This window comes from Paenisporosarcina sp., assembly GCF_057785155.1.
Genome location: NZ_JBYNRN010000046.1, coordinates 1 through 17,718, shown reverse-complemented (window position 1 = coordinate 17,718; position 17,718 = coordinate 1). Strand labels below are relative to the sequence as shown.

General features: G+C 37.5%; 23 protein-coding genes. All 23 read right to left on the bottom strand.

All coding sequences use genetic code 11. The features are described 5' to 3' along the window. Nucleotides 1-11: 11 nt before the first annotated feature. Nucleotides 12-1,097 carry a flagellar biosynthesis protein FlhB gene (flhB, locus tag AC3EA5_RS16070; RefSeq protein ID WP_394187389.1) on the bottom strand — a complete coding sequence of 362 codons (1,086 nt, stop codon included), beginning with the start codon at nt 1,095-1,097 and terminating at the stop codon, nt 12-14. Nucleotide 1,098: 1 nt separating this feature from the next. Next, entirely contained in the window at nt 1,099-1,875 is a 777-nt protein-coding gene (gene fliR, locus AC3EA5_RS16065) for a flagellar biosynthetic protein FliR (RefSeq protein WP_488609245.1), read from the bottom strand. 4 nt (nt 1,876-1,879) lie between these two features. Next, nucleotides 1,880-2,149, bottom strand: coding sequence for a flagellar biosynthesis protein FliQ (gene fliQ, locus AC3EA5_RS16060; protein ID WP_394187386.1), 270 nt, complete (start codon nt 2,147-2,149; stop codon nt 1,880-1,882). 13 nt (nt 2,150-2,162) lie between these two features. Then, nucleotides 2,163-2,828: a flagellar type III secretion system pore protein FliP gene (fliP, locus tag AC3EA5_RS16055; RefSeq protein ID WP_394187385.1), complete on the bottom strand. Its 666-nt coding sequence runs from the start codon at nt 2,826-2,828 to the stop codon at nt 2,163-2,165. Further along, the gene (locus AC3EA5_RS16050) at nt 2,825-3,502 is read right to left on the bottom strand and encodes a flagellar biosynthetic protein FliO (RefSeq protein WP_488609244.1); all 678 of its coding nucleotides are present in this window, start codon (nt 3,500-3,502) and stop codon (nt 2,825-2,827) included. The genes fliP and AC3EA5_RS16050 overlap by 4 nt, the downstream gene beginning before the upstream one ends. A gap of 4 nt (nt 3,503-3,506) precedes the next feature. Continuing rightward, a complete protein-coding gene (locus AC3EA5_RS16045) occupies nt 3,507-3,869 on the bottom strand; it encodes a response regulator (RefSeq protein ID WP_394187383.1) in 363 nt (120 codons plus the stop codon). 23 nt (nt 3,870-3,892) lie between these two features. Next, nucleotides 3,893-5,086: a flagellar motor switch phosphatase FliY gene (gene fliY / locus AC3EA5_RS16040; protein ID WP_488609269.1), complete on the bottom strand. Its 1,194-nt coding sequence runs from the start codon at nt 5,084-5,086 to the stop codon at nt 3,893-3,895. After that, entirely contained in the window at nt 5,079-6,077 is a 999-nt protein-coding gene (gene fliM, locus AC3EA5_RS16035; RefSeq protein ID WP_394187382.1) for a flagellar motor switch protein FliM, read from the bottom strand. The genes fliY and fliM overlap by 8 nt, the downstream gene beginning before the upstream one ends. Before the next feature lie 29 nt (nt 6,078-6,106). Then, entirely contained in the window at nt 6,107-6,532 is a 426-nt protein-coding gene (gene fliL, locus AC3EA5_RS16030) for a flagellar basal body-associated protein FliL (protein ID WP_394187381.1), read from the bottom strand. Then, entirely contained in the window at nt 6,522-6,743 is a 222-nt protein-coding gene (locus AC3EA5_RS16025) for a flagellar FlbD family protein (protein WP_488609243.1), read from the bottom strand. Before AC3EA5_RS16025 ends, fliL begins: the two co-directional genes overlap by 11 nt. Nucleotides 6,744-6,808: 65 nt before the next feature. Further along, complete coding sequence (gene flgG / locus AC3EA5_RS16020; protein ID WP_488609242.1) at nt 6,809-7,660, bottom strand: flagellar basal body rod protein FlgG; 852 nt, start codon at nt 7,658-7,660, stop codon at nt 6,809-6,811. A gap of 79 nt (nt 7,661-7,739) precedes the next feature. Further along, nucleotides 7,740-8,123 carry a TIGR02530 family flagellar biosynthesis protein gene (locus AC3EA5_RS16015; protein WP_488609241.1) on the bottom strand — a complete coding sequence of 128 codons (384 nt, stop codon included), beginning with the start codon at nt 8,121-8,123 and terminating at the stop codon, nt 7,740-7,742. A gap of 16 nt (nt 8,124-8,139) precedes the next feature. Beyond that, nucleotides 8,140-8,772: a flagellar hook assembly protein FlgD gene (flgD, locus tag AC3EA5_RS16010; RefSeq protein WP_488609268.1), complete on the bottom strand. Its 633-nt coding sequence runs from the start codon at nt 8,770-8,772 to the stop codon at nt 8,140-8,142. Between the two features lie 11 nt (nt 8,773-8,783). Beyond that, on the bottom strand, nt 8,784-10,073 hold the full coding sequence (locus tag AC3EA5_RS16005) for a flagellar hook-length control protein FliK (protein WP_488609240.1): 1,290 nt from the start codon (nt 10,071-10,073) through the stop codon (nt 8,784-8,786). A 29-nt stretch (nt 10,074-10,102) separates the two neighbouring features. Beyond that, the gene (locus AC3EA5_RS16000; RefSeq protein ID WP_488609239.1) at nt 10,103-10,705 is read right to left on the bottom strand and encodes a MotE family protein; all 603 of its coding nucleotides are present in this window, start codon (nt 10,703-10,705) and stop codon (nt 10,103-10,105) included. A gap of 5 nt (nt 10,706-10,710) precedes the next feature. Beyond that, nucleotides 10,711-11,160, bottom strand: coding sequence for a flagellar export protein FliJ (gene fliJ, locus AC3EA5_RS15995; RefSeq protein ID WP_488609238.1), 450 nt, complete (start codon nt 11,158-11,160; stop codon nt 10,711-10,713). Continuing rightward, nucleotides 11,157-12,485: a flagellar protein export ATPase FliI gene (gene fliI, locus AC3EA5_RS15990; protein ID WP_488609237.1), complete on the bottom strand. Its 1,329-nt coding sequence runs from the start codon at nt 12,483-12,485 to the stop codon at nt 11,157-11,159. The genes fliJ and fliI overlap by 4 nt, the downstream gene beginning before the upstream one ends. 5 nt (nt 12,486-12,490) lie before the next feature. Then, nucleotides 12,491-13,270, bottom strand: coding sequence for a flagellar assembly protein FliH (gene fliH, locus AC3EA5_RS15985; protein WP_488609236.1), 780 nt, complete (start codon nt 13,268-13,270; stop codon nt 12,491-12,493). Next, nucleotides 13,254-14,267, bottom strand: coding sequence for a flagellar motor switch protein FliG (gene fliG, locus AC3EA5_RS15980; protein WP_394187372.1), 1,014 nt, complete (start codon nt 14,265-14,267; stop codon nt 13,254-13,256). The genes fliH and fliG overlap by 17 nt, the downstream gene beginning before the upstream one ends. Before the next feature lie 15 nt (nt 14,268-14,282). Beyond that, nucleotides 14,283-15,866 carry a flagellar basal-body MS-ring/collar protein FliF gene (gene fliF / locus AC3EA5_RS15975; protein ID WP_488609235.1) on the bottom strand — a complete coding sequence of 528 codons (1,584 nt, stop codon included), beginning with the start codon at nt 15,864-15,866 and terminating at the stop codon, nt 14,283-14,285. A gap of 49 nt (nt 15,867-15,915) precedes the next feature. Continuing rightward, on the bottom strand, nt 15,916-16,221 hold the full coding sequence (gene fliE / locus AC3EA5_RS15970) for a flagellar hook-basal body complex protein FliE (protein ID WP_394187370.1): 306 nt from the start codon (nt 16,219-16,221) through the stop codon (nt 15,916-15,918). A gap of 22 nt (nt 16,222-16,243) precedes the next feature. Continuing rightward, nucleotides 16,244-16,705: a flagellar basal body rod protein FlgC gene (gene flgC / locus AC3EA5_RS15965; protein WP_488609234.1), complete on the bottom strand. Its 462-nt coding sequence runs from the start codon at nt 16,703-16,705 to the stop codon at nt 16,244-16,246. Nucleotides 16,706-16,710: 5 nt separating this feature from the next. Beyond that, nucleotides 16,711-17,100, bottom strand: coding sequence for a flagellar basal body rod protein FlgB (gene flgB / locus AC3EA5_RS15960; protein ID WP_394187368.1), 390 nt, complete (start codon nt 17,098-17,100; stop codon nt 16,711-16,713). Nucleotides 17,101-17,718 lie beyond the last annotated feature (618 nt).

Genomic DNA, 17,718 nt, shown 5'->3' with positions numbered 1-17,718 from the left:
CTTGTAGTACACTAAATTTTTCGTTTTATTCGATATACATACGCTAGAATTTCAGCAACTGCTTTGAAAAACTCATCAGGTATTCTGTCGCCAATCTCAACTTGATCGTACATACTACGAGCTAATGGGCGATTTTCTACCATAACAATCTCATTTTCTTTGGCAATAAGCTTTATTTTTTGTGCAATAAAATCCGCACCTTTTGCAACAACCACAGGGGCATCCATTTGACCATCTTCGTACTTCAACGCAATGGCGTAGTGAGTCGGATTCGTAATAACTACATCAGCATTTGGAACTTCCTGCATCATCCGACGCATGGCCATTTCACGTTGCCTTTGTTTAATCCGAGATTTCACAACCGGATCCCCTTCGGAATTTTTATATTCATCTTTAATGTCTTGTTTAGACATTTTAAGATTTTTTTCAAAGTCATACTTCTGATAAAAATAGTCCAATATAGAAACGAACAGTAAAACAAAGGACGCTGCAATTCCCATCATCACAGTTAAATAAGAAACTGTTGATAAAGTGTCCCATGCAGTTTTAAAAGAAAGCGAAAGTACATTCTCAAGATTCATCCATAAAATAACAACGGTTACTGAACCAATTAAAGAAATTTTTAAAACTGATTTGATTAACTCAATAATGGCACGTAATGAAAAGATTCGTTTTAGACCTTTTATAGGATCTAATTTTTTTAGATCCATTTTCAACGGTTCAGTCGTAAATAGCAGCCCAAATTGAAAGAAATTGGCGGCTACCGCTGCAACCATTGCAACTAACATAATCGGTAAAAGAATGAAGCCCATTTCCATTAATACATCTGAATAGATTTCCATCACTAACTCGACTGATAGACTATCAATTAATACATAGCGATTAAAAGTTTGATAGAAAAAGGAAAAAATTCGGTCTCTCATAAATCCGGCACCGAATAGTAAAAATAAAAAAACGGACAATAGCACAATAGCGCTAGTTACATCTTGGCTTTTTAAAACTTGTCCTTTTTTACGTTGGTCCTGTCTTTTTTTAGGTGTAGCTTTTTCGGTCTTTTCACCAGCGAAGAACTGTAAATTCAAATGTAACCGATTCAAGTTATCCACCACCTAAAATGATCATTAGATCACGCATACTTAAAATCATAATTTCAAATAAATTCTTTATGACATTCATCATGACACCCATCATCACGATTAACACTAAGAAACTAACGCCGATTTTGATAGGAAAACCAACTACGAAAATGTTTAATTGAGGGACTGTTCTTGCTGTTATCCCTAGCGCAATATCCACTAAAAATAACGTTGCGACGATTGGAATCGACATTTGAAATGCGATTGCAAACACAGCTGTAAATGTTCGCATAATGAATTCCGCAAAACCTGGTTCTCCAAAAGGCGGCCAAACAAATTCCATAGGTATAAATTGATAACTATAGAAGATACCATCCAATAGTAAATGGTGGGCATTTAAAGCGAGCATTAACAATAAGGCCAGCGTATTGAAAAATTGACCAAGTAATGGACTTTGTGCACCCGTTTGGGGATCGATGATATTCGCAATCGCAAACCCCATTTGGAAGTCCACAAAACTTCCGGCAATTTGAACAGCGGTCAAAATTATGTAAGCAAGTAAACCAATAAATAATCCAACAATTACTTCTTTTGCAACTAAAAATAAATAATCGCCATTAAATTCAAAAGGTTCAACATCCATCGTGTAATACATCATCCATGAGAGCATGACTGCAAAAGCGATCCGATGACTTGCAGGAATTGTTCGATGTGAGAATAACGGTAAAATAACAAAGAAAGCAGATACTCTTGCAATAATTAATAAAAGAACGGTAACACTTGGTAATATTTGCTCCATAGACTCAACCAATGTATCGTATCAAATTCTCAAAAATATCCTGTGAATAACTCAATATTTGAGTTAACATCCAAGGACCGAAGAATACGATTCCTAGTAAGACAGCCACGATTTTCGGAACAAATGCTAACGTTTGCTCTTGAATTTGTGTGGTTGCTTGAAAAATACTAACCAACAAACCAGTAACAAGCGCAAGAATTAGTAAGGGTCCTGAAGTTAATAGGACAACCCAAATTGCTCGCTCTGCTATCGCAATAACCATTTCACCCGTCATATGGATTCATCCCCTAAAAGCTTTGAAGCAAAGATTTCATTACTAAGTACCAACCATCAACTAACACAAACAATAAAATTTTAAATGGCAATGAAATCATTACCGGTGGTAACATCATCATCCCCATTGACATTAAAACACTGGCTACAACCATATCTATAACTAAAAATGGAATGAAGATCATAAAGCCAATTTGGAAAGCGGTTTTTATTTCACTTAACGCAAAAGCGGGAACCATAATCGTTAAGGGAATTTCTTCGATTGATGCTGGTTGTTCAGCACCTGTATAACTTAAAAATAGCTCTAAATCTTTCTGTCTCGTATGTTCACTCATAAAATCTTTGAATGGACCACTTGCACGTGTATATGCTTCTTCTAACGTGATATCTTCATCAAATAAAGGTGTCAAAGCGTTCTCATTCACTTCTTGTAACGTTGGAGACATGATAAAGAATGTCAAAAACAATGAAAGCCCAATGATGACTTGGTTTGGTGGCATTTGCTGAGTAGCGAGTGCCGTCCTTACAAACGATAGTACAATGACAATTCGAGCAAACGATGTCATCAATATTAAAATACTCGGTGCTAAAGAAAGAACCGTAAGAAGGAGCATAAGCTTGATGGAAGTAGAAACACTTGAAGCATCACTATTCGCAAATAAATCAACAAATTCGTTCATTGGCGATCGTTCTCCTTCTTCTTCCAATCACGTAAACCGTTAGTACGGTCTGACTTGATTTCATTTAAGCGGTTTTTAAAAATTTGATCGAATTTACTCGAAGACTGATCATTTGTCGCGTTTTTCGAGTAATTTTGTTTGAAGCGGTTAACAAGTTCCGCAATATACGGAATTTGAGAAGTCATTTCTTGCTTTTGATTATAGAAAGTTAACATTTTTTCCTTTTCTTCAGGATCAGTAATTTCTTTTAATATCGAAATATCTTCTCCTACACCAACTAATACGAGAGAATCACCAATCTGTAAAAGCTGAACCGATTTATGCTGACCTAGAGAAAGACCACCTAAATTTTGGATCAACTGATGTTGTTGATACTGACGATTTTTACTGTTGATGAATTTCAAAACTCCATATAATAATGCCAAAACAAATAATAATCCTAAAACCATTTTGATATAATCCCATGCAGACAAACTAACAGCTGCCGTCTCAGGTGTAGTTTCGGCAGCTGGCGGGTCATCTTGATCACAGGATTCAGGATTTTCGATGCATTGTTTAATATTGGCGTTCGGATTCGTAGATGCATCCATTGGTGCCGAACCTATTAACAAAAATAGAAACGCACACAATATAGTGACAATACTTTTTTTAAATCCCAAGTGAATCATGTTCATTCGATTACCCTATCGCTTTTTGAATAGCTTCTATTACACGATCAGCTTGGAAAGGTTTCACGATGAAATCTTTTGCACCAGCTTGAATAGCATCAATAACCATTGCTTGTTGACCCATTGCAGAACACATTATAACGATTGCTGAAGGATCTTTTTCTTTAATTGATTTTAATGCTGCAATACCATCCATTTCAGGCATTGTGATATCCATTGTAACTAAATCAGGTTTAAGTTCATGATATTTTTCAATGGCTTGTACACCGTCAGCAGCTTCCCCAACAACTTCAAATCCATTTTTCGATAAAATATCTTTAATCATCATACGCATAAATGCTGCATCGTCTACTATTAAAATTCTTTTTGACATAACGTGATTCCTCCAGTAATGGTCTATCGTAAATTATTTAATCGATCTGCTTGGCTAACAATGTCCGTAATACGAACACCGAAGTTTTCATCAATGACAACAACTTCACCTTTGGCTACTAATCGAGCGTTTACTAAAATATCAACAGGTTCACCAGCAAGTTTATCCAACTCAATGACTGAACCACTTGTAAGTTCAAGAATTTCTTTAACAGATCGTTTCGTTCGTCCTAGCTCAACCGTTACTTGCAAAGGAATATCAAGAAGCATATTCAAGTTTCGCGATTCAGATTGTGTTAATTGGTTTGACTCAAAGCTCGCAAATTGGGCCTGTTGAACATTGACCGGTGCTTGCGGTGGTCTTTGAGGCATTGCCTGCGGTTGTGCATATTGGGGCTGCGCGTATTGCGGTTCAGCAAATTGAGGTTGCTGATAGGCTGCTGGTGTTTCTTGATAAGCAGGCTCTTGCATTACTGGTGCAGATTGCACAGGAGCTTCAGCCACACTAGTTGCCGCCACTTCCTCATCATCTTCACCCATTAACCCTTTTACAAGTTTTTGACTGAATTTCAATGGCAACAATTGCATAATATTCGAGTCAATTAATTCCCCGATTTTTAAACGGAAACTTACTTTAACAAGCAAGTCATCCTCTGGTAACTTATCTAATCCTTCTTCTTCTTTAAAGTTAAGTAAATCAATCGAAGGAGGTGAAATATCTACTTTCTTGTTAAATACTGTAGACATAGAAGTCGCAGCAGAACCCATCATTTGATTCATCGCTTCTTGAACAGCACTTAATTGGATCTCGCTTAAGTCTGGACTCGGTGAAAGACCATCTCCACCTAGCATTAAGTCAGCAATTATCGCCGCGTCCGATTGTTTAATGACTAATAAATTCATCCCAATTAAACCAGCAGTGTATTGTACTTGAACTGCTACATATGGATGTGGGAATTCATCTTCAAGACGATTACGATTAATCATACTAATTGTAGGTGTTGTAATTTCTACTTTTTGACCTAATAGAGCCGAAAGCGCTGTTGCAGAACTACCAAATGAAATATTGCCAATTTCTCCTAAAGCATCTTGTGCAAAAGCGTCTAAATAATCTTCTACTACGATGTCATCTTGAGTCGACGGCTGAGTTTTTGGTTCAATTGGTTCTCCTCTAAGTAAGGCTTCAATTTCTTCTTGGGAGAGCATGTCATCACTCATCATTCTCGTCTCCTCCTTTCAATGGTTCAATCACTTGTATAGCCATTCGTTTCTTCAACTTACCTGGTTGAACAGAAAATTTAGGTACATCACCTATTCGAAGAACGAGTGGATCTTCTATTTTCTGATTCAATTGTATAACATCTTGCGGTTGCAGGAGAAGGAAATCTTCAATTGAAATCTCAGTTTTACCTAGCTCAGCAACGATTTGTAAATCTGCTTTTCTAACACGATTCTCTAATATTTCAAGTTGCTCTGGAGATACGGCTTTTTTATTCGTTTGCATCCAGTAACGAACAGAAAGGTTAGGAACAATTGGTTCTAACACAACGTGTGGAATACAGATATTAATCATTCCACTCGTTTCACCAATGATGGTATTAAACGAAATTACGACGACAGTCTCATTTGGTGAAATCATCTGTAAAAATTGAGGATTTACTTCAAGCTCTGTCATAATCGGATCAATATCCGCGACATTTGCCCAAGCTTCTCGTAAATTATCAAACGATCGCTCAAATAGATTTGTCATTATTTTCGTTTCGATTTCTGTTAAACTATCAACCTTGCTATTACTAACCCCTTGCCCACCCATAAGTCGATCGAGCATGGAATATGCAATGTTCGGATTAATTTCCATTAAAATATTCCCGTCCAAAGGTGGCACTTCGAAAACATTGATTAATGTCATGTTTGGAATAGAGCGTATAAATTCTTCAAAAGGAATTTGATCAACGGAAGCTACAGTGATTTGCACGTAAGTTCTAAGTTGAGCTGAGAAAAATGTTGTAAGTAATCGAGCAAAATTTTCGTGTATCCGGGTCAAACTTCGGATTTGGTCTTTTGAGAATCGAAGAGCACGTTTAAAGTCATAAACTTTTACTTTTCGTGTTTCCTCTTCTTTTTTCATCTCATCAGCCGTCATCTCGCCGGTAGAAAGAGCAGACAATAACGCATCTATCTCGGATTGTGATAACACATCTCCAGCCATTTTCCCCACCTCCTATCAAAAGCTTTTCTTTATTGGATAATGTAAGAGGTTATGTACACTTGTTGCACTTCACCGTCATGCATTAGTTCGTTAATCTGAAGCTTTAAAGCATTTTCAAATGTTTGCTTACCTTCTTTACCTTCTAAATCAGCAGCACTCATTTCTGATAATTCTTGAATCACGATATTTTTCACCTGGAAATCACGTTTTGTTAATTCCTCAGCTGCTTCAACACTGTCTGTTTGAATCTTAAGTGACAAGCGAATAAAATCATCTGCAGATAAATTCGTTGTAATTTCAGGTACATCAACCGAAGACTCAATAATTTCATCAATGGTTGGCCCTTCAGCCTCCCCATCCTTATTAAACTGCATGACTAGTATGAGTGCAACAACCCCAATAAGGGTAATAGAAACTAAAATAATGAGCATAATCGTTAATAACTTATTCTTCATCTTTATCACCTCTTAAATGGGGGTTAGATAATAACTGAACTTGCTTGTAAAAATGAATAATCTTTTCATGAACTTCTTGTTCACTTTCCAATGCGACATACTTTCTACCTGTTGTTAAGGCAATCGTAGTGTCTGGAAATGACTCAATTGTTTCTATGTATAAAGCGTTTAAAGAAAACGCTTTGCCATTAAGGCGAGTTAATTCAATCATTGGTAAGGGCCGGGCTCACATGGAGTCGGCCCGACCCCCCTCTACAATGAATTTATCCATCTAGTTTATCGTTTTAAGTTTACTAACTCTTGCAAGATTTCATCCGAAGTTGTAATGATACGTGTATTTGCTTGGAAACCACGTTGTGCCACGATCATTTCAGTGAACTCTTCTGAAAGGTCAACATTAGACATTTCTAGGAAACCAGACTGAACGCCACCAAGACCTGCTGTAAGAGGTGCAGCGCCAGCAGTAGGTTGCCCTGAAGCTGGAGATTCTTCGAAGTAATTCGCTCCAGTCTTTGTTAATCCACCACTATTAGGAAACTTAACTAACATAATTTGACCAGCTGTTTGCAATGTTCCTGCAGCATCCACATATGTTACTGAACCGTCTTGACCAATTGACATACTTTGTGCAGTAGTTGGTATTTTTATTGGAGCTCCAACAGCTGTAGTAGTTCCACTAGTTCCTACTAAATATTTACCATCACCATTTACAACAAAACCTTTACTATCCATGTAGAAATTTCCTGCTCGTGAAAATAGTCTTCCTGTTGCATATCCAGTTGGATCTGCAGTAGCTGAACCTCCTGCACCATCTGCTAATTGGAAGAAGCCATCACCAGAAATAGCTAAATCCAATACTCGACCAGTAGATTGCAATGATCCACCCGTATGAATAGTATCAATTGATGCGATTTGAGAACCTAAACCTACTTGTTTCGGGTTAACTCCCCCACGAGTTGCTGTAGACGCTGATGCCCCTGCTGTAGTTTGAGAAATCATATCTTTAAATACAGTACGGCCTTTTTTGAATCCGTAAGTATTTACGTTAGAAATGTTGTTACCAATTACATCTAATTTTGTTTGAAAGTTTTTTAACCCGCTTATACCTGAATACATTGAACGTAACATTTGTTAGTTCCTCCTTAGAATTGTGTGTCTGCTTCATTCGATCCACAGCACATTGGCATCCTCTTCTAGGTCCTGCCATTTAATTTAATAAAATCGTTCCATCGATGTTCGTAAATAGTTGGTCTTTCGCTTCCATGCGATCCATTGCTGTAATAACGGTTGCGTTTTTAGCGCTTACGATTAGTGCAGCTTGTTCCATCAAGACAAGTGAGTCTTTTACACCTTTTTTTCGAGCTTCAAATACTTTGTCAGAGACACGTTGCCATTCTTGATCAGTAATCTGAATGTTTCTCTCTGCTAGTCGTTCAGAAGCGTGTTTGCTCACTTTCAACTCTTGCTTATCCGTGGCTATGTGTAACTGTTGTAAGAAAGATTGTTTAGGTGGCAATGCCGGTTTGGTGCTCAAGTTTTGACGAACAGTTGTTGGTTGCAGTGGAACGCGTTGAATAGTCAATTTGTCCATTGCGAATCTCCGTTCCTTATTGGCTTATACTTGAGAATTGATCAGAGGATACTTTCGATCCATCTGCTAAAATATATTGAATCTTTCCATCTTTGTTTGAAACGGATACTACTTCGCCTGATTTCTCAGTTTCTCCATCGGTGTATCCAATTGTTTTACCTATTAACATACTAGCTTCAACTAAGTTATTAGTCGTTGCTCCGCTTGAAAGTACTTCAGAGATATTTCCTGGATTAATTACTTTCCCATCAGTTAAAGTGAATTCGACTGAACCATCAACAAATTTAACTGATTTGATTGATCCTAATCCTTCATTAACAACTGGTTTATTATCTGCGTCTAACTCTTCAGTTAGTTCATGCCATTTCACTTGTTTCCCAACAAACGTATTGTATTGAATTAATTGAGTTTGTTGCTGACCTGAAGCGAATTTTTCAAATGCTTGTGTCATGTTCGTCATTTGTTCTAATGATGAAAATTGAGCCATTTGAGCAATGAATTCATTGTCTTTCATAGGGTTTGTCGGATCTTGATTTTGTAATTGAGCCATTAAGATCTTTAAGAACTCATCTTTACCAAGTTGACTGTTCCCTGTTTTACGTTCATCTGACTTTTGAGCTAAATACATATTGCTTGTGATTTTATTCATATCAGCCAAAATTACGCCTCCAATTCCATTAAGAATTCACGGAACGAAGTTTGCTCCGGAGTTTCTTCTTGATCTTGATGTTCTTGTTCTTGTTGCTGTTGTTTTAACGATTGACCAAATTGCTGTTGTTTGTCATTTTTGCTCGAGTCTTGAAGAGCTTGTGTGACATCAATACGATCAACTTGTACGTTGGCATTAGCAAAAGCAGACTTCAATTGATGAAGTTGACTATCTAACATCTCTTTACCAAGGGATGTATTTGCGAGCATTCGTGCGGTCATTATGCCGTCTTTTTGAACTAATTCTACTCGGATTGTTCCAAGATGTTCGGGGTACATTTTGATTAACATCTTCGTCATGCCACCGGTCTTTCCAAATTGTGAACGGTTTAATAACGCTTGAAATTCCTTAATTAATGCTTCTGATTGTGCAGCCTTAGCAACCGGTAGGTTAACCGTTACTGTCTCAGTTTTTACTTGCGTATTTAACCCGACAGTTACTGTTTGAGTAGTCGTTTCAGTTACTTTTGATGCAGTTTGAGTTTGAGTAACTGTAGATGTTTCAGTTGGTTCTTCAGCAGTCATACTCTTTGCAAAATTAATTGAAAGCGATTGGAATGATTGTCCTTTTAAGAAACCATGTTGAGATGAGTTTACATTCATTAATTTTTCAAGTTGTGATGATAAGGATTGCATCAATTCTTTTAAATTAAATACAGCTAACTCTTGTTTTAAAAGTAAATCAGTTTTTGGTGCAGCCAATTCAGCTCCCTTTAAGAATTGAAGGACCGTTGCAGCTTGTTGTGGTGGTACTTTCCCAACACCTTCAAGTGATTCCATCACAGACTTTAAAAAGGTTGATGCATGTAAATCAATTTGACCAAGTAATTCCCACAAGTCATTCGTTTTTACTTCTTGACCTAACATTTCTTCAATCGAAGCCTTTAGTTCATCTTCATTCAATTCTAGTAAACTACCTAACTTCTCAAATGTCATTGGGCCTGATATTTCTATAGCCTCAACATTTAAGTTTAATGACTTCATTAAACCCTCGAGAGATTCAACATCTACTAAAGCGGCTATTTCACCTAAATTCTCAGATGATTGATCCATAACAGGCGTTTTAACTTCTTGAGAATGTTGTTTAACCGCAAATTGATTAAAGACTGCTCCGAATGCTTCATTCTTCTTGAACTCTGAAGATGTTTTAGCAGTCGACGAATTGGATGTTTGAGAGCTTACACGATTGGCTGATGCTGAGTTTCCTTGAATCGGTAGTGCTTTGCTTGCGACGATGTTCATTTATTCACCTCCTTTCAATGAGCCGATATTTATTGCTTAGACATCAGTTCTGTATATTTGGCAGCTTGTTCAGGCGTCATTTTTTCTAAGATACCCGCTAATATATCGGGTTTTAGATTGGTTAAGATTCGAAGTGCTTCTGCATCACTCATATTATTTAAGACTGGCGCAGCAGATTTGGATGACATTTGCTCAAATGTTGCCACTATTTCATCAAAGTCTCGTTTCGTGTCATCTTTTTGACGTTTTAAAAGTGCAATTTCTTCAAGAAGACGCTCTTGTTCAATGAGCAACCCTTCTTTTTCAGAAGCTGAAGAATCTAGTTCTGTTTGTAGTTGAACGATTTGTGCTTCTTTTTCTTGAATTTGAGCTTGAAGTGTAACAACCTTTTCTTCAAATACAAGTTGTTCTTCTTCAACTGAATCGACATTTTCTTCAGATTCACCATTCGTCAACTTAGTTACGGATTCGAAAACGTTTATATTCGTCAGTTGGGCGATGATAAGTATAACGGCAAGTCCAAATAAAACAGGAATGAAAAACAGCATAAAGAGTTTTTTTAGAAACCCAGTTTTTTCAGATTCAACTGCAATTGTTCCTTGTTTAATTGTTGGTTTCGTTGGTTTTGCCATTTTTATCACCTAGTTTCTTTCCTGCTATATGTAAGAGAAGATAATTCATCTAATCGATTCATTTCTAGTCGATCTTGCTCGGCATTGAATGCATCTAAATCTTTTTCTTTCATCTTTTCGTACTTGCGAACTTCTAAGGTCTTTTCAACTAGTTTCTCTTCATGCCAGTTCATTTTAGATCTGGCTTGTACTACTTTTTGTTGCATATCAGCAATAGACCGTTCTATACCACTTATGAATCTCGAGAAATGATGGATGTCATCAACCGTTGAGCCAATCGTCATTCTCTCTTGTTGGTTTTCAAGAACGTCTTCTTTCTTTTTCAACATGTCGTATAACTTGGTCGCAACATCTTCAAAGTGTCGAACTGAATCTTTAAAAGCAAGTTCCATTTCATTTTTTTCTTGGTCTCTAACAACCAGAACATTTTCAAATCGATAATGATAAGCTGTCATTTGCTTGCACTCCCATTTGCTAACGTAATGATTTGGTCTACACTTTCATCCATATGAATTTTATCAAGATACCCTTGTTTCAAGTATTCTGTGATTAAAGGTTCATATTGTATGGCTTCATCAATTTCTTTTGATGTCCCACGTTTGTAGGCACCGATGTTAATTAAATCCTCAGATTTGTTATATGTGTAATACAAATTTCTTAACTTCTCTGCTGCTTTAACGTGATCGTCATCTGAAATGTGATTCATAAGTCGGCTAACACTTTTTAATACATTAATCGCTGGATACTGACCTTTATTCGCTAATGTACGATCGAGAACAATATGTCCATCAAGTATTCCTCGAACTGCATCAGCAATTGGTTCGTTCATATCGTCACCGTCAACTAAAACTGTGTAAAATGCGGTAATCGAACCGTGTTCATTCGTCCCTGTTCGCTCGAGAAGCTTCGGTAATATGGCGAATACTGAAGGGGTATAACCTCTTGTTGCAGGTGGCTCTCCAACAGCTAGGCCGATTTCTCGTTGAGCCATTGCCACACGTGTAACAGAGTCCATCATCAACATGACGTTTAAGCCTCTGTCTCTAAAATATTCCGCAATTGCAGTCGCAGTAAATGCACCTTTGATACGCATTAAAGCCGGTTGGTCTGATGTTGCAGCAACGACAATTGATCGTTTAAGTCCCTCAGGTCCTAAATCTCTTTCAATGAATTCGCGAACTTCACGACCACGCTCTCCAATAAGTGCGATTACGTTTAAATCTGCTTTTGTATTCCTCGCGATCATACCAAGCAACGTACTTTTTCCAACACCAGATCCTGCAAAAATCCCGACACGCTGACCGTTACCAACCGTTAACATGCCGTCAATGGCTTTAACGCCTACTTCAAGCTTTTCATGAATTGGTGGTCTAGTTAATGGATTCGGTGGATCTTGTTCCGTCCAAGTTGTGATTAATCCCTTTGGTAACGAACTACCATCAATAGGTTCACCCATCGAATCTAATACTTTCCCAATTAATGCAGGTCCCACTTTGATTTCAAGCGGTTTTCCAGTTCCTTCGACTAAACATCCAATCGAAATTTCACGAATATTTGTATATGGCATTAAAACAACAATCTCATCTCTAAATCCAACTACTTCAGCTTTCATGATGGATACACCACCTCGAGAGCTTGGCACGTGAATAAAACAAACATCACCTATTGAACTTTCAGGACCTTGAGATTCAATCATCAATCCAATTACACGTTTCACGCGACCATATTTCTTAAACGTCGTCATATGTGGAATATGTGCAGATAGTTGATCGGCTCTCATAATGGTCACTCCTGACTTTCAAGTATTTCTGTTAGCTTTAATCTCAATTGAGTTAATTGTTCATCAACACTTACTACGATTCGTCCGTGATTGGTTTCTATATAACAATCAGTTGCTTGCAAGTCTTCATTCACAAAAATCATAAACGGTACATCTACCGGAAAAATGGATGCTAACTCATCTCTATTTGCAGATACGAGTGCATGGTGAATGGTTGGAACGTACAGTTTGATTTCTTTCATTTCTCGTGCTTCCTTTAGCCCTCTCTTAACAAGAGCTAAATAGTGTTCTTCGTTTTCTTCTAAAGCTATTCCTAAAATGCGTTCAGCTGTTCGAAGTGATAATTCTAAGATGACCTTTTCCTGCTCATCGATATATTTTTTTGCATTATCGTGTGTATGTTGCATGGTTTCATTCGCTTGCTGTATGGCATGCGTCATATCACTTTGAACTCTTTGATGTCCCTCTTCAAAACCTTGCTGAAAACCTTCATCGTAAGCTTGCTGTATAAATTCAACTTTATCTTGTTCCCATTTTGTTCTTTCTTGTTCAATGTAAACTTGAGTTTGTTGCTTTTGGTTCATCAAAAGATTTCGCTCAAGTTCAATTTCATCCATAGCCTTTTTCATAAGAACGTCACGCTCTTTTAAAAGCATATCGATCGTCAACGGCTTTTCTTCAGTTACTTCAGATTGGAAAGAAAGATTTCGGATTTGAATGGATTTTGATGGTTCACTTGATGCGCTTGCAAATTCTGATCGGATGATTCTAGACAATGACGTCATCTCCTCCGCCACGAGCTATAATGATTTCTCCCGCATCTTCTAGGCGTCTGATAACGGCAACAATTCGAGATTGTGCTTCTTCAACATCACGCAATCGAACTGGACCCATAATTTCCATCTCTTCTTTAAACGTTTCAGCCATACGTTGGGACATATTGCGGAAAATGATATCTTTTACTTCTTCGCTCGATACTTTCATCGATAGTAGTAAATCTTCATTTTCACAATCACGAACCACACGTTGTATGGAGCGATTATCCAGCGTAACAATATCTTCAAAGACAAACATGCGTTTTTTGATTTCTTCAGCAAGTTCTGGATCTTGAATTTCAAGTGCATCTAAAATCGTTTTTTCAGTTTGTCTGTCAACACCATTTAAGACTTCTACAACTGCATCAATACCGCCTGTTTCTGTGTAATCCTGTGTTACAGTTGATGATAATTTTCGTTCAAGCACAGATTCTATTTCACTAATGACTTCCGGTGAAGTTGAATCCATCGTCGCAATACGTTTCGCGATATCTGCTTGCACCTCTTGTGGAAGTGACGACAAAATCGTTCCAGCTTGTTGTGCTTCTAAATAAGAAAGAATTAATGCAATGGTTTGCGGATGTTCGTTTTGAATAAAGTTAAATATTTGAGAAGGATCTGCTCTTCGAGCGAAGTCGAATGGACGAACTTGCAACGAAGAGGTCAATCTGTTGATAATGGATTGAGCATGATCTGACCCAAGAGCTTTTTCAAGAACCGTCCTCGCATAACCAATACCACCTTGTGAGATGTAGTCTTGAGCCAATGCAATTGTATGGAATTCTTCTATAATATCTTCCTTAACTTCTGGTTCTACTTTTTTCACGCCTGATATTTCTAAAGTAAGACGCTCTATTTCATCTTCATTAAGATGTTTGTAAATGGCAGCGGATACTTCAGGACCCAGCGAGATTAACAGGAGAGCAGCTTTTTGCTTACCTGATAAGTCTTTTTCTTTCCTGGACAACAGCCGAACCCCCCATTAATCTTCAGCAATCCAAGTGCGAAGTAATTTAGCAAAATCATCTGGCTTATCTTTCGCCATTTTTTCTAATTGCTTACGACGCAATGTAGCTTCCGTTTCTTTTTCTGAATTAATATCTGCCACGTTAAATTCTTCTCTTTGTTCTTCAAGTAAAAGCAAATCTTCTTGTTTTGATTTTCTAGAACGGAACATAAAGAATACTAGAAGTAATATAACTGCGAATAAAATTCCGCCTACGACAAACACCCACCAAGGAATAATCGGTTCTGTGTTTGCAAGTTCTGTAGCCTTCCCATTGAATGGTTGTACAGAGACAACAATTTTTTCTCCCACTTGTTCTTCCGTTAATTGACCGACTGAATCTTTATCAATGGTCGTACGAACGATTGTGGCAAGTATTTGTTCAATATCTTGTTCAACACCATCTGGTAATGAAGCAATATCCTCTGGGTTTGGCGGTTCAACCATTACTTGAAGTCCAATATCACGAATCTTATATGGACTTTCTACAATCTCTTTACGAATTCGGTTTACTTCATTGTTAATCGTCTCTTCGATTTTTTCATAATCCCCACTACCTGCTCCACCTTCAACATAATTGGTGAAATTGTCAGTTGGATCTTCTCCTTCAGGAGTGCCACCTTCAACCGGTGAATTTCCTGTAAAGGTTTCGGAAATACGTTGTGCACTTATTTGAATACCTTCCATATTCTCTTTATCAACAGGCTCAACTAAGTTTTCTTCACGATTTTCTTTTTGGAAATCGATATCAGTGGTAACTGAGACAATTACTTTATCTTGACCCATTAAAGTTCCTAGCATTGTTTGGACTTGTCTTTGTAAATCTCGTTCAATGGTTTTCTTAATGGCCATTTGATCCATAACAGATGAACCAGCGGTCTGAGGTTTATTCAAATCAAAATACTCAAAGTATTGATTGGTAATAACAATATTTTCTGTAGATAAGTTCGGTACACTCTTCGAAACTAAGTTATACATAGCTAAAATTTGAGGTTCTTCAAATTGATAGCCAGGTTCTGTGTTTAAAACGATTGAAGCACTTGCTGCTTCGGTTCCTTGTGTTAAAAATACGCCTTCTTCAGGCAATGTAATCATGACTCGAGCATCTTTCACGCCTTGAATGCTTTTTAATAGGTTTGAAAGTTCTGTTTGAGTGGATGCTAGCTTTAGCACGTTAAACTCATTATCTGTCATACCAAATCCAGCATTTTGTGAGAAGAAGGAGTAGTCAATCGTTCCTGATTGAGGAAAACCTTCTGCCGCCATTTGGACAAGTAATGAATCAACCTGTTCAGATGGAACCAATATAGTCGTCCCGCCAGGAGCAATCTCATTTGGAACTCCTTGAGCATCCAGTGTCTCTTTAATACGACCAATTTCTGCTGTAGATACATCCTTAAATAATGGGACATATTCAGTTTTTGTCGCAAAAAAAGTAACAGCCGCAGCGAGGATGACCACACCTAAAATTGTTCCAATTAATGTGCCCTTTTGCGTTTTTGTGCGACTCCTCCAAAAGAGGGTCATATCATTTTTAAATTTTGTTATACGTTCATTCATTTTAATCCCCCGGTACTGGTGAGTGAGTCATGACTAAATCAGAAATATATTAGACACTCATACGCATAATTTCCTGATACGCTTCAATCACCTTGTTACGAACTTCCATCGTTCCACTTAGCATAATGCTTGCTTTTTGAGAAGCGATCATTACATCGTGTAGCTCGACTTGTTCACCACGGATTAATTTATCAGTCATTGTGTCAGACACTTTTTGTTGAGCATTTACATTTGATATTGCATCTTTTAACATCGCTCCAAATTGTTGTTGTGCTTCATAGGGAGTCGTTTTTTGCATGATATTTGGCACCGGTTGTTGAACTGGTGTTAAAAGTGATAAAGGTTGTATTGGCATTTTTTACTTCCTTTCTTTACCGTTATTTACCGATTTCTAACGCTTTCGTCAACATCGCTTTATTGGCATTGAAGACTGTGACATTTGCTTCATATGAACGTGTTGCAGAAATCAAATCGACCATTTCTCTTAGAGGGTCAACGTTTGGCATTTCTACATATCCATTTTCGTCTGCGTCAGGATGACTAGGATCAAACACTAGTTTAAATGGCGTTTCTCTATCTTCGTTAATCCTTGAAACTTTAACACCATTCCCAACTTGTCCTTTACTTGCATGTCCAACAGCAACATTCAAGAAAGATGAAAACTGCCCTTCAAGAGGTTTCAACGTAACCGATTTCCTGCGATACGGCTCCCACTCACCATTGACTAAGCGTCCACGAGTGGTGTCTACATTGGCCATATTAGAAGAAATAACGTCCATACGTAATCTTTGAGATGTTAAGGCTGATGCAGTTGTATTCATACTATGGAAGATACTCATGTTCATTAGCCTCCTTTAATAACAGTTTGGAGTGAATTCAATTTGCCGCTCACTCTATCTATCAATGCATTATAATAAATTTGATTGGTTGCTAGATTTGCTTGTTCTTTATCCATGTCAACACCGTTACCATTTTGTCGGTAACGCATATTCGTATAACTAAAAACACCCGGAGAATAATCACGCATTTTAAAATCAAAATGCTTGGTATCTGTCCGGTATGCCGCCATCGACGACTGCTTTGCATCAGAAAACATCTGTGCAAAACTGACATCCTTCGACTTATAATTTGGAGTGTCGACATTTGCAATGTTTTGTGCAATTGTTTTTTGTTTCACACTCGCATATGCTAGTCCGTTCTCTAAGTTTTGTATGGTTCCACCAAATAAACTCAAATACTTCACCCCATTCTTTTCCTGTAACATTACGTTTTAATAACACTTTCTATCTCATTGTAAAGAAGATGTAATATAGTGTCTATGAACATTATGTAGTTTTTAATAGTCCATAATGACTGTTTTTTCGATTTATTTGAACTTTTTTCTACAAGACGGTCATTCCCAACTCCTATTTGTCGAATAAGAGGGTAATTTGTCAGAATACCATGTAATTAAAAGAATCTTCTGATAAAACTATAACAAAAAAACCACAGAGATGGAATTCTCTGTGGTCAGACTGTAGACAAACTCATTAATTTTGAGTTTGCCTACAGTCTTTTTTCATTTAAAATTAAAATATGATAAATCATGTGGAATCTGAGCCCTTTCCTGCGGACGAACGCCTCAATCTCCTCGACCTAAAGGTCTGCGGGCTTTCGGCATCCGTTTTTCCGCGGGAGTGGCTCTGAAACCTATCCTTTTAAAAATACTTGCTTGAGGTGACTATAATGCTTTCAAAACATAATTCCATTCAAAGAGATCAAATTGAAATGATTGCTTTAGATCAACTTGTGCCTGCGAACCACCTTGTTCGCAAAATTGAGTCTGCGCTTGATTTCTCTTTTATTTATGAAT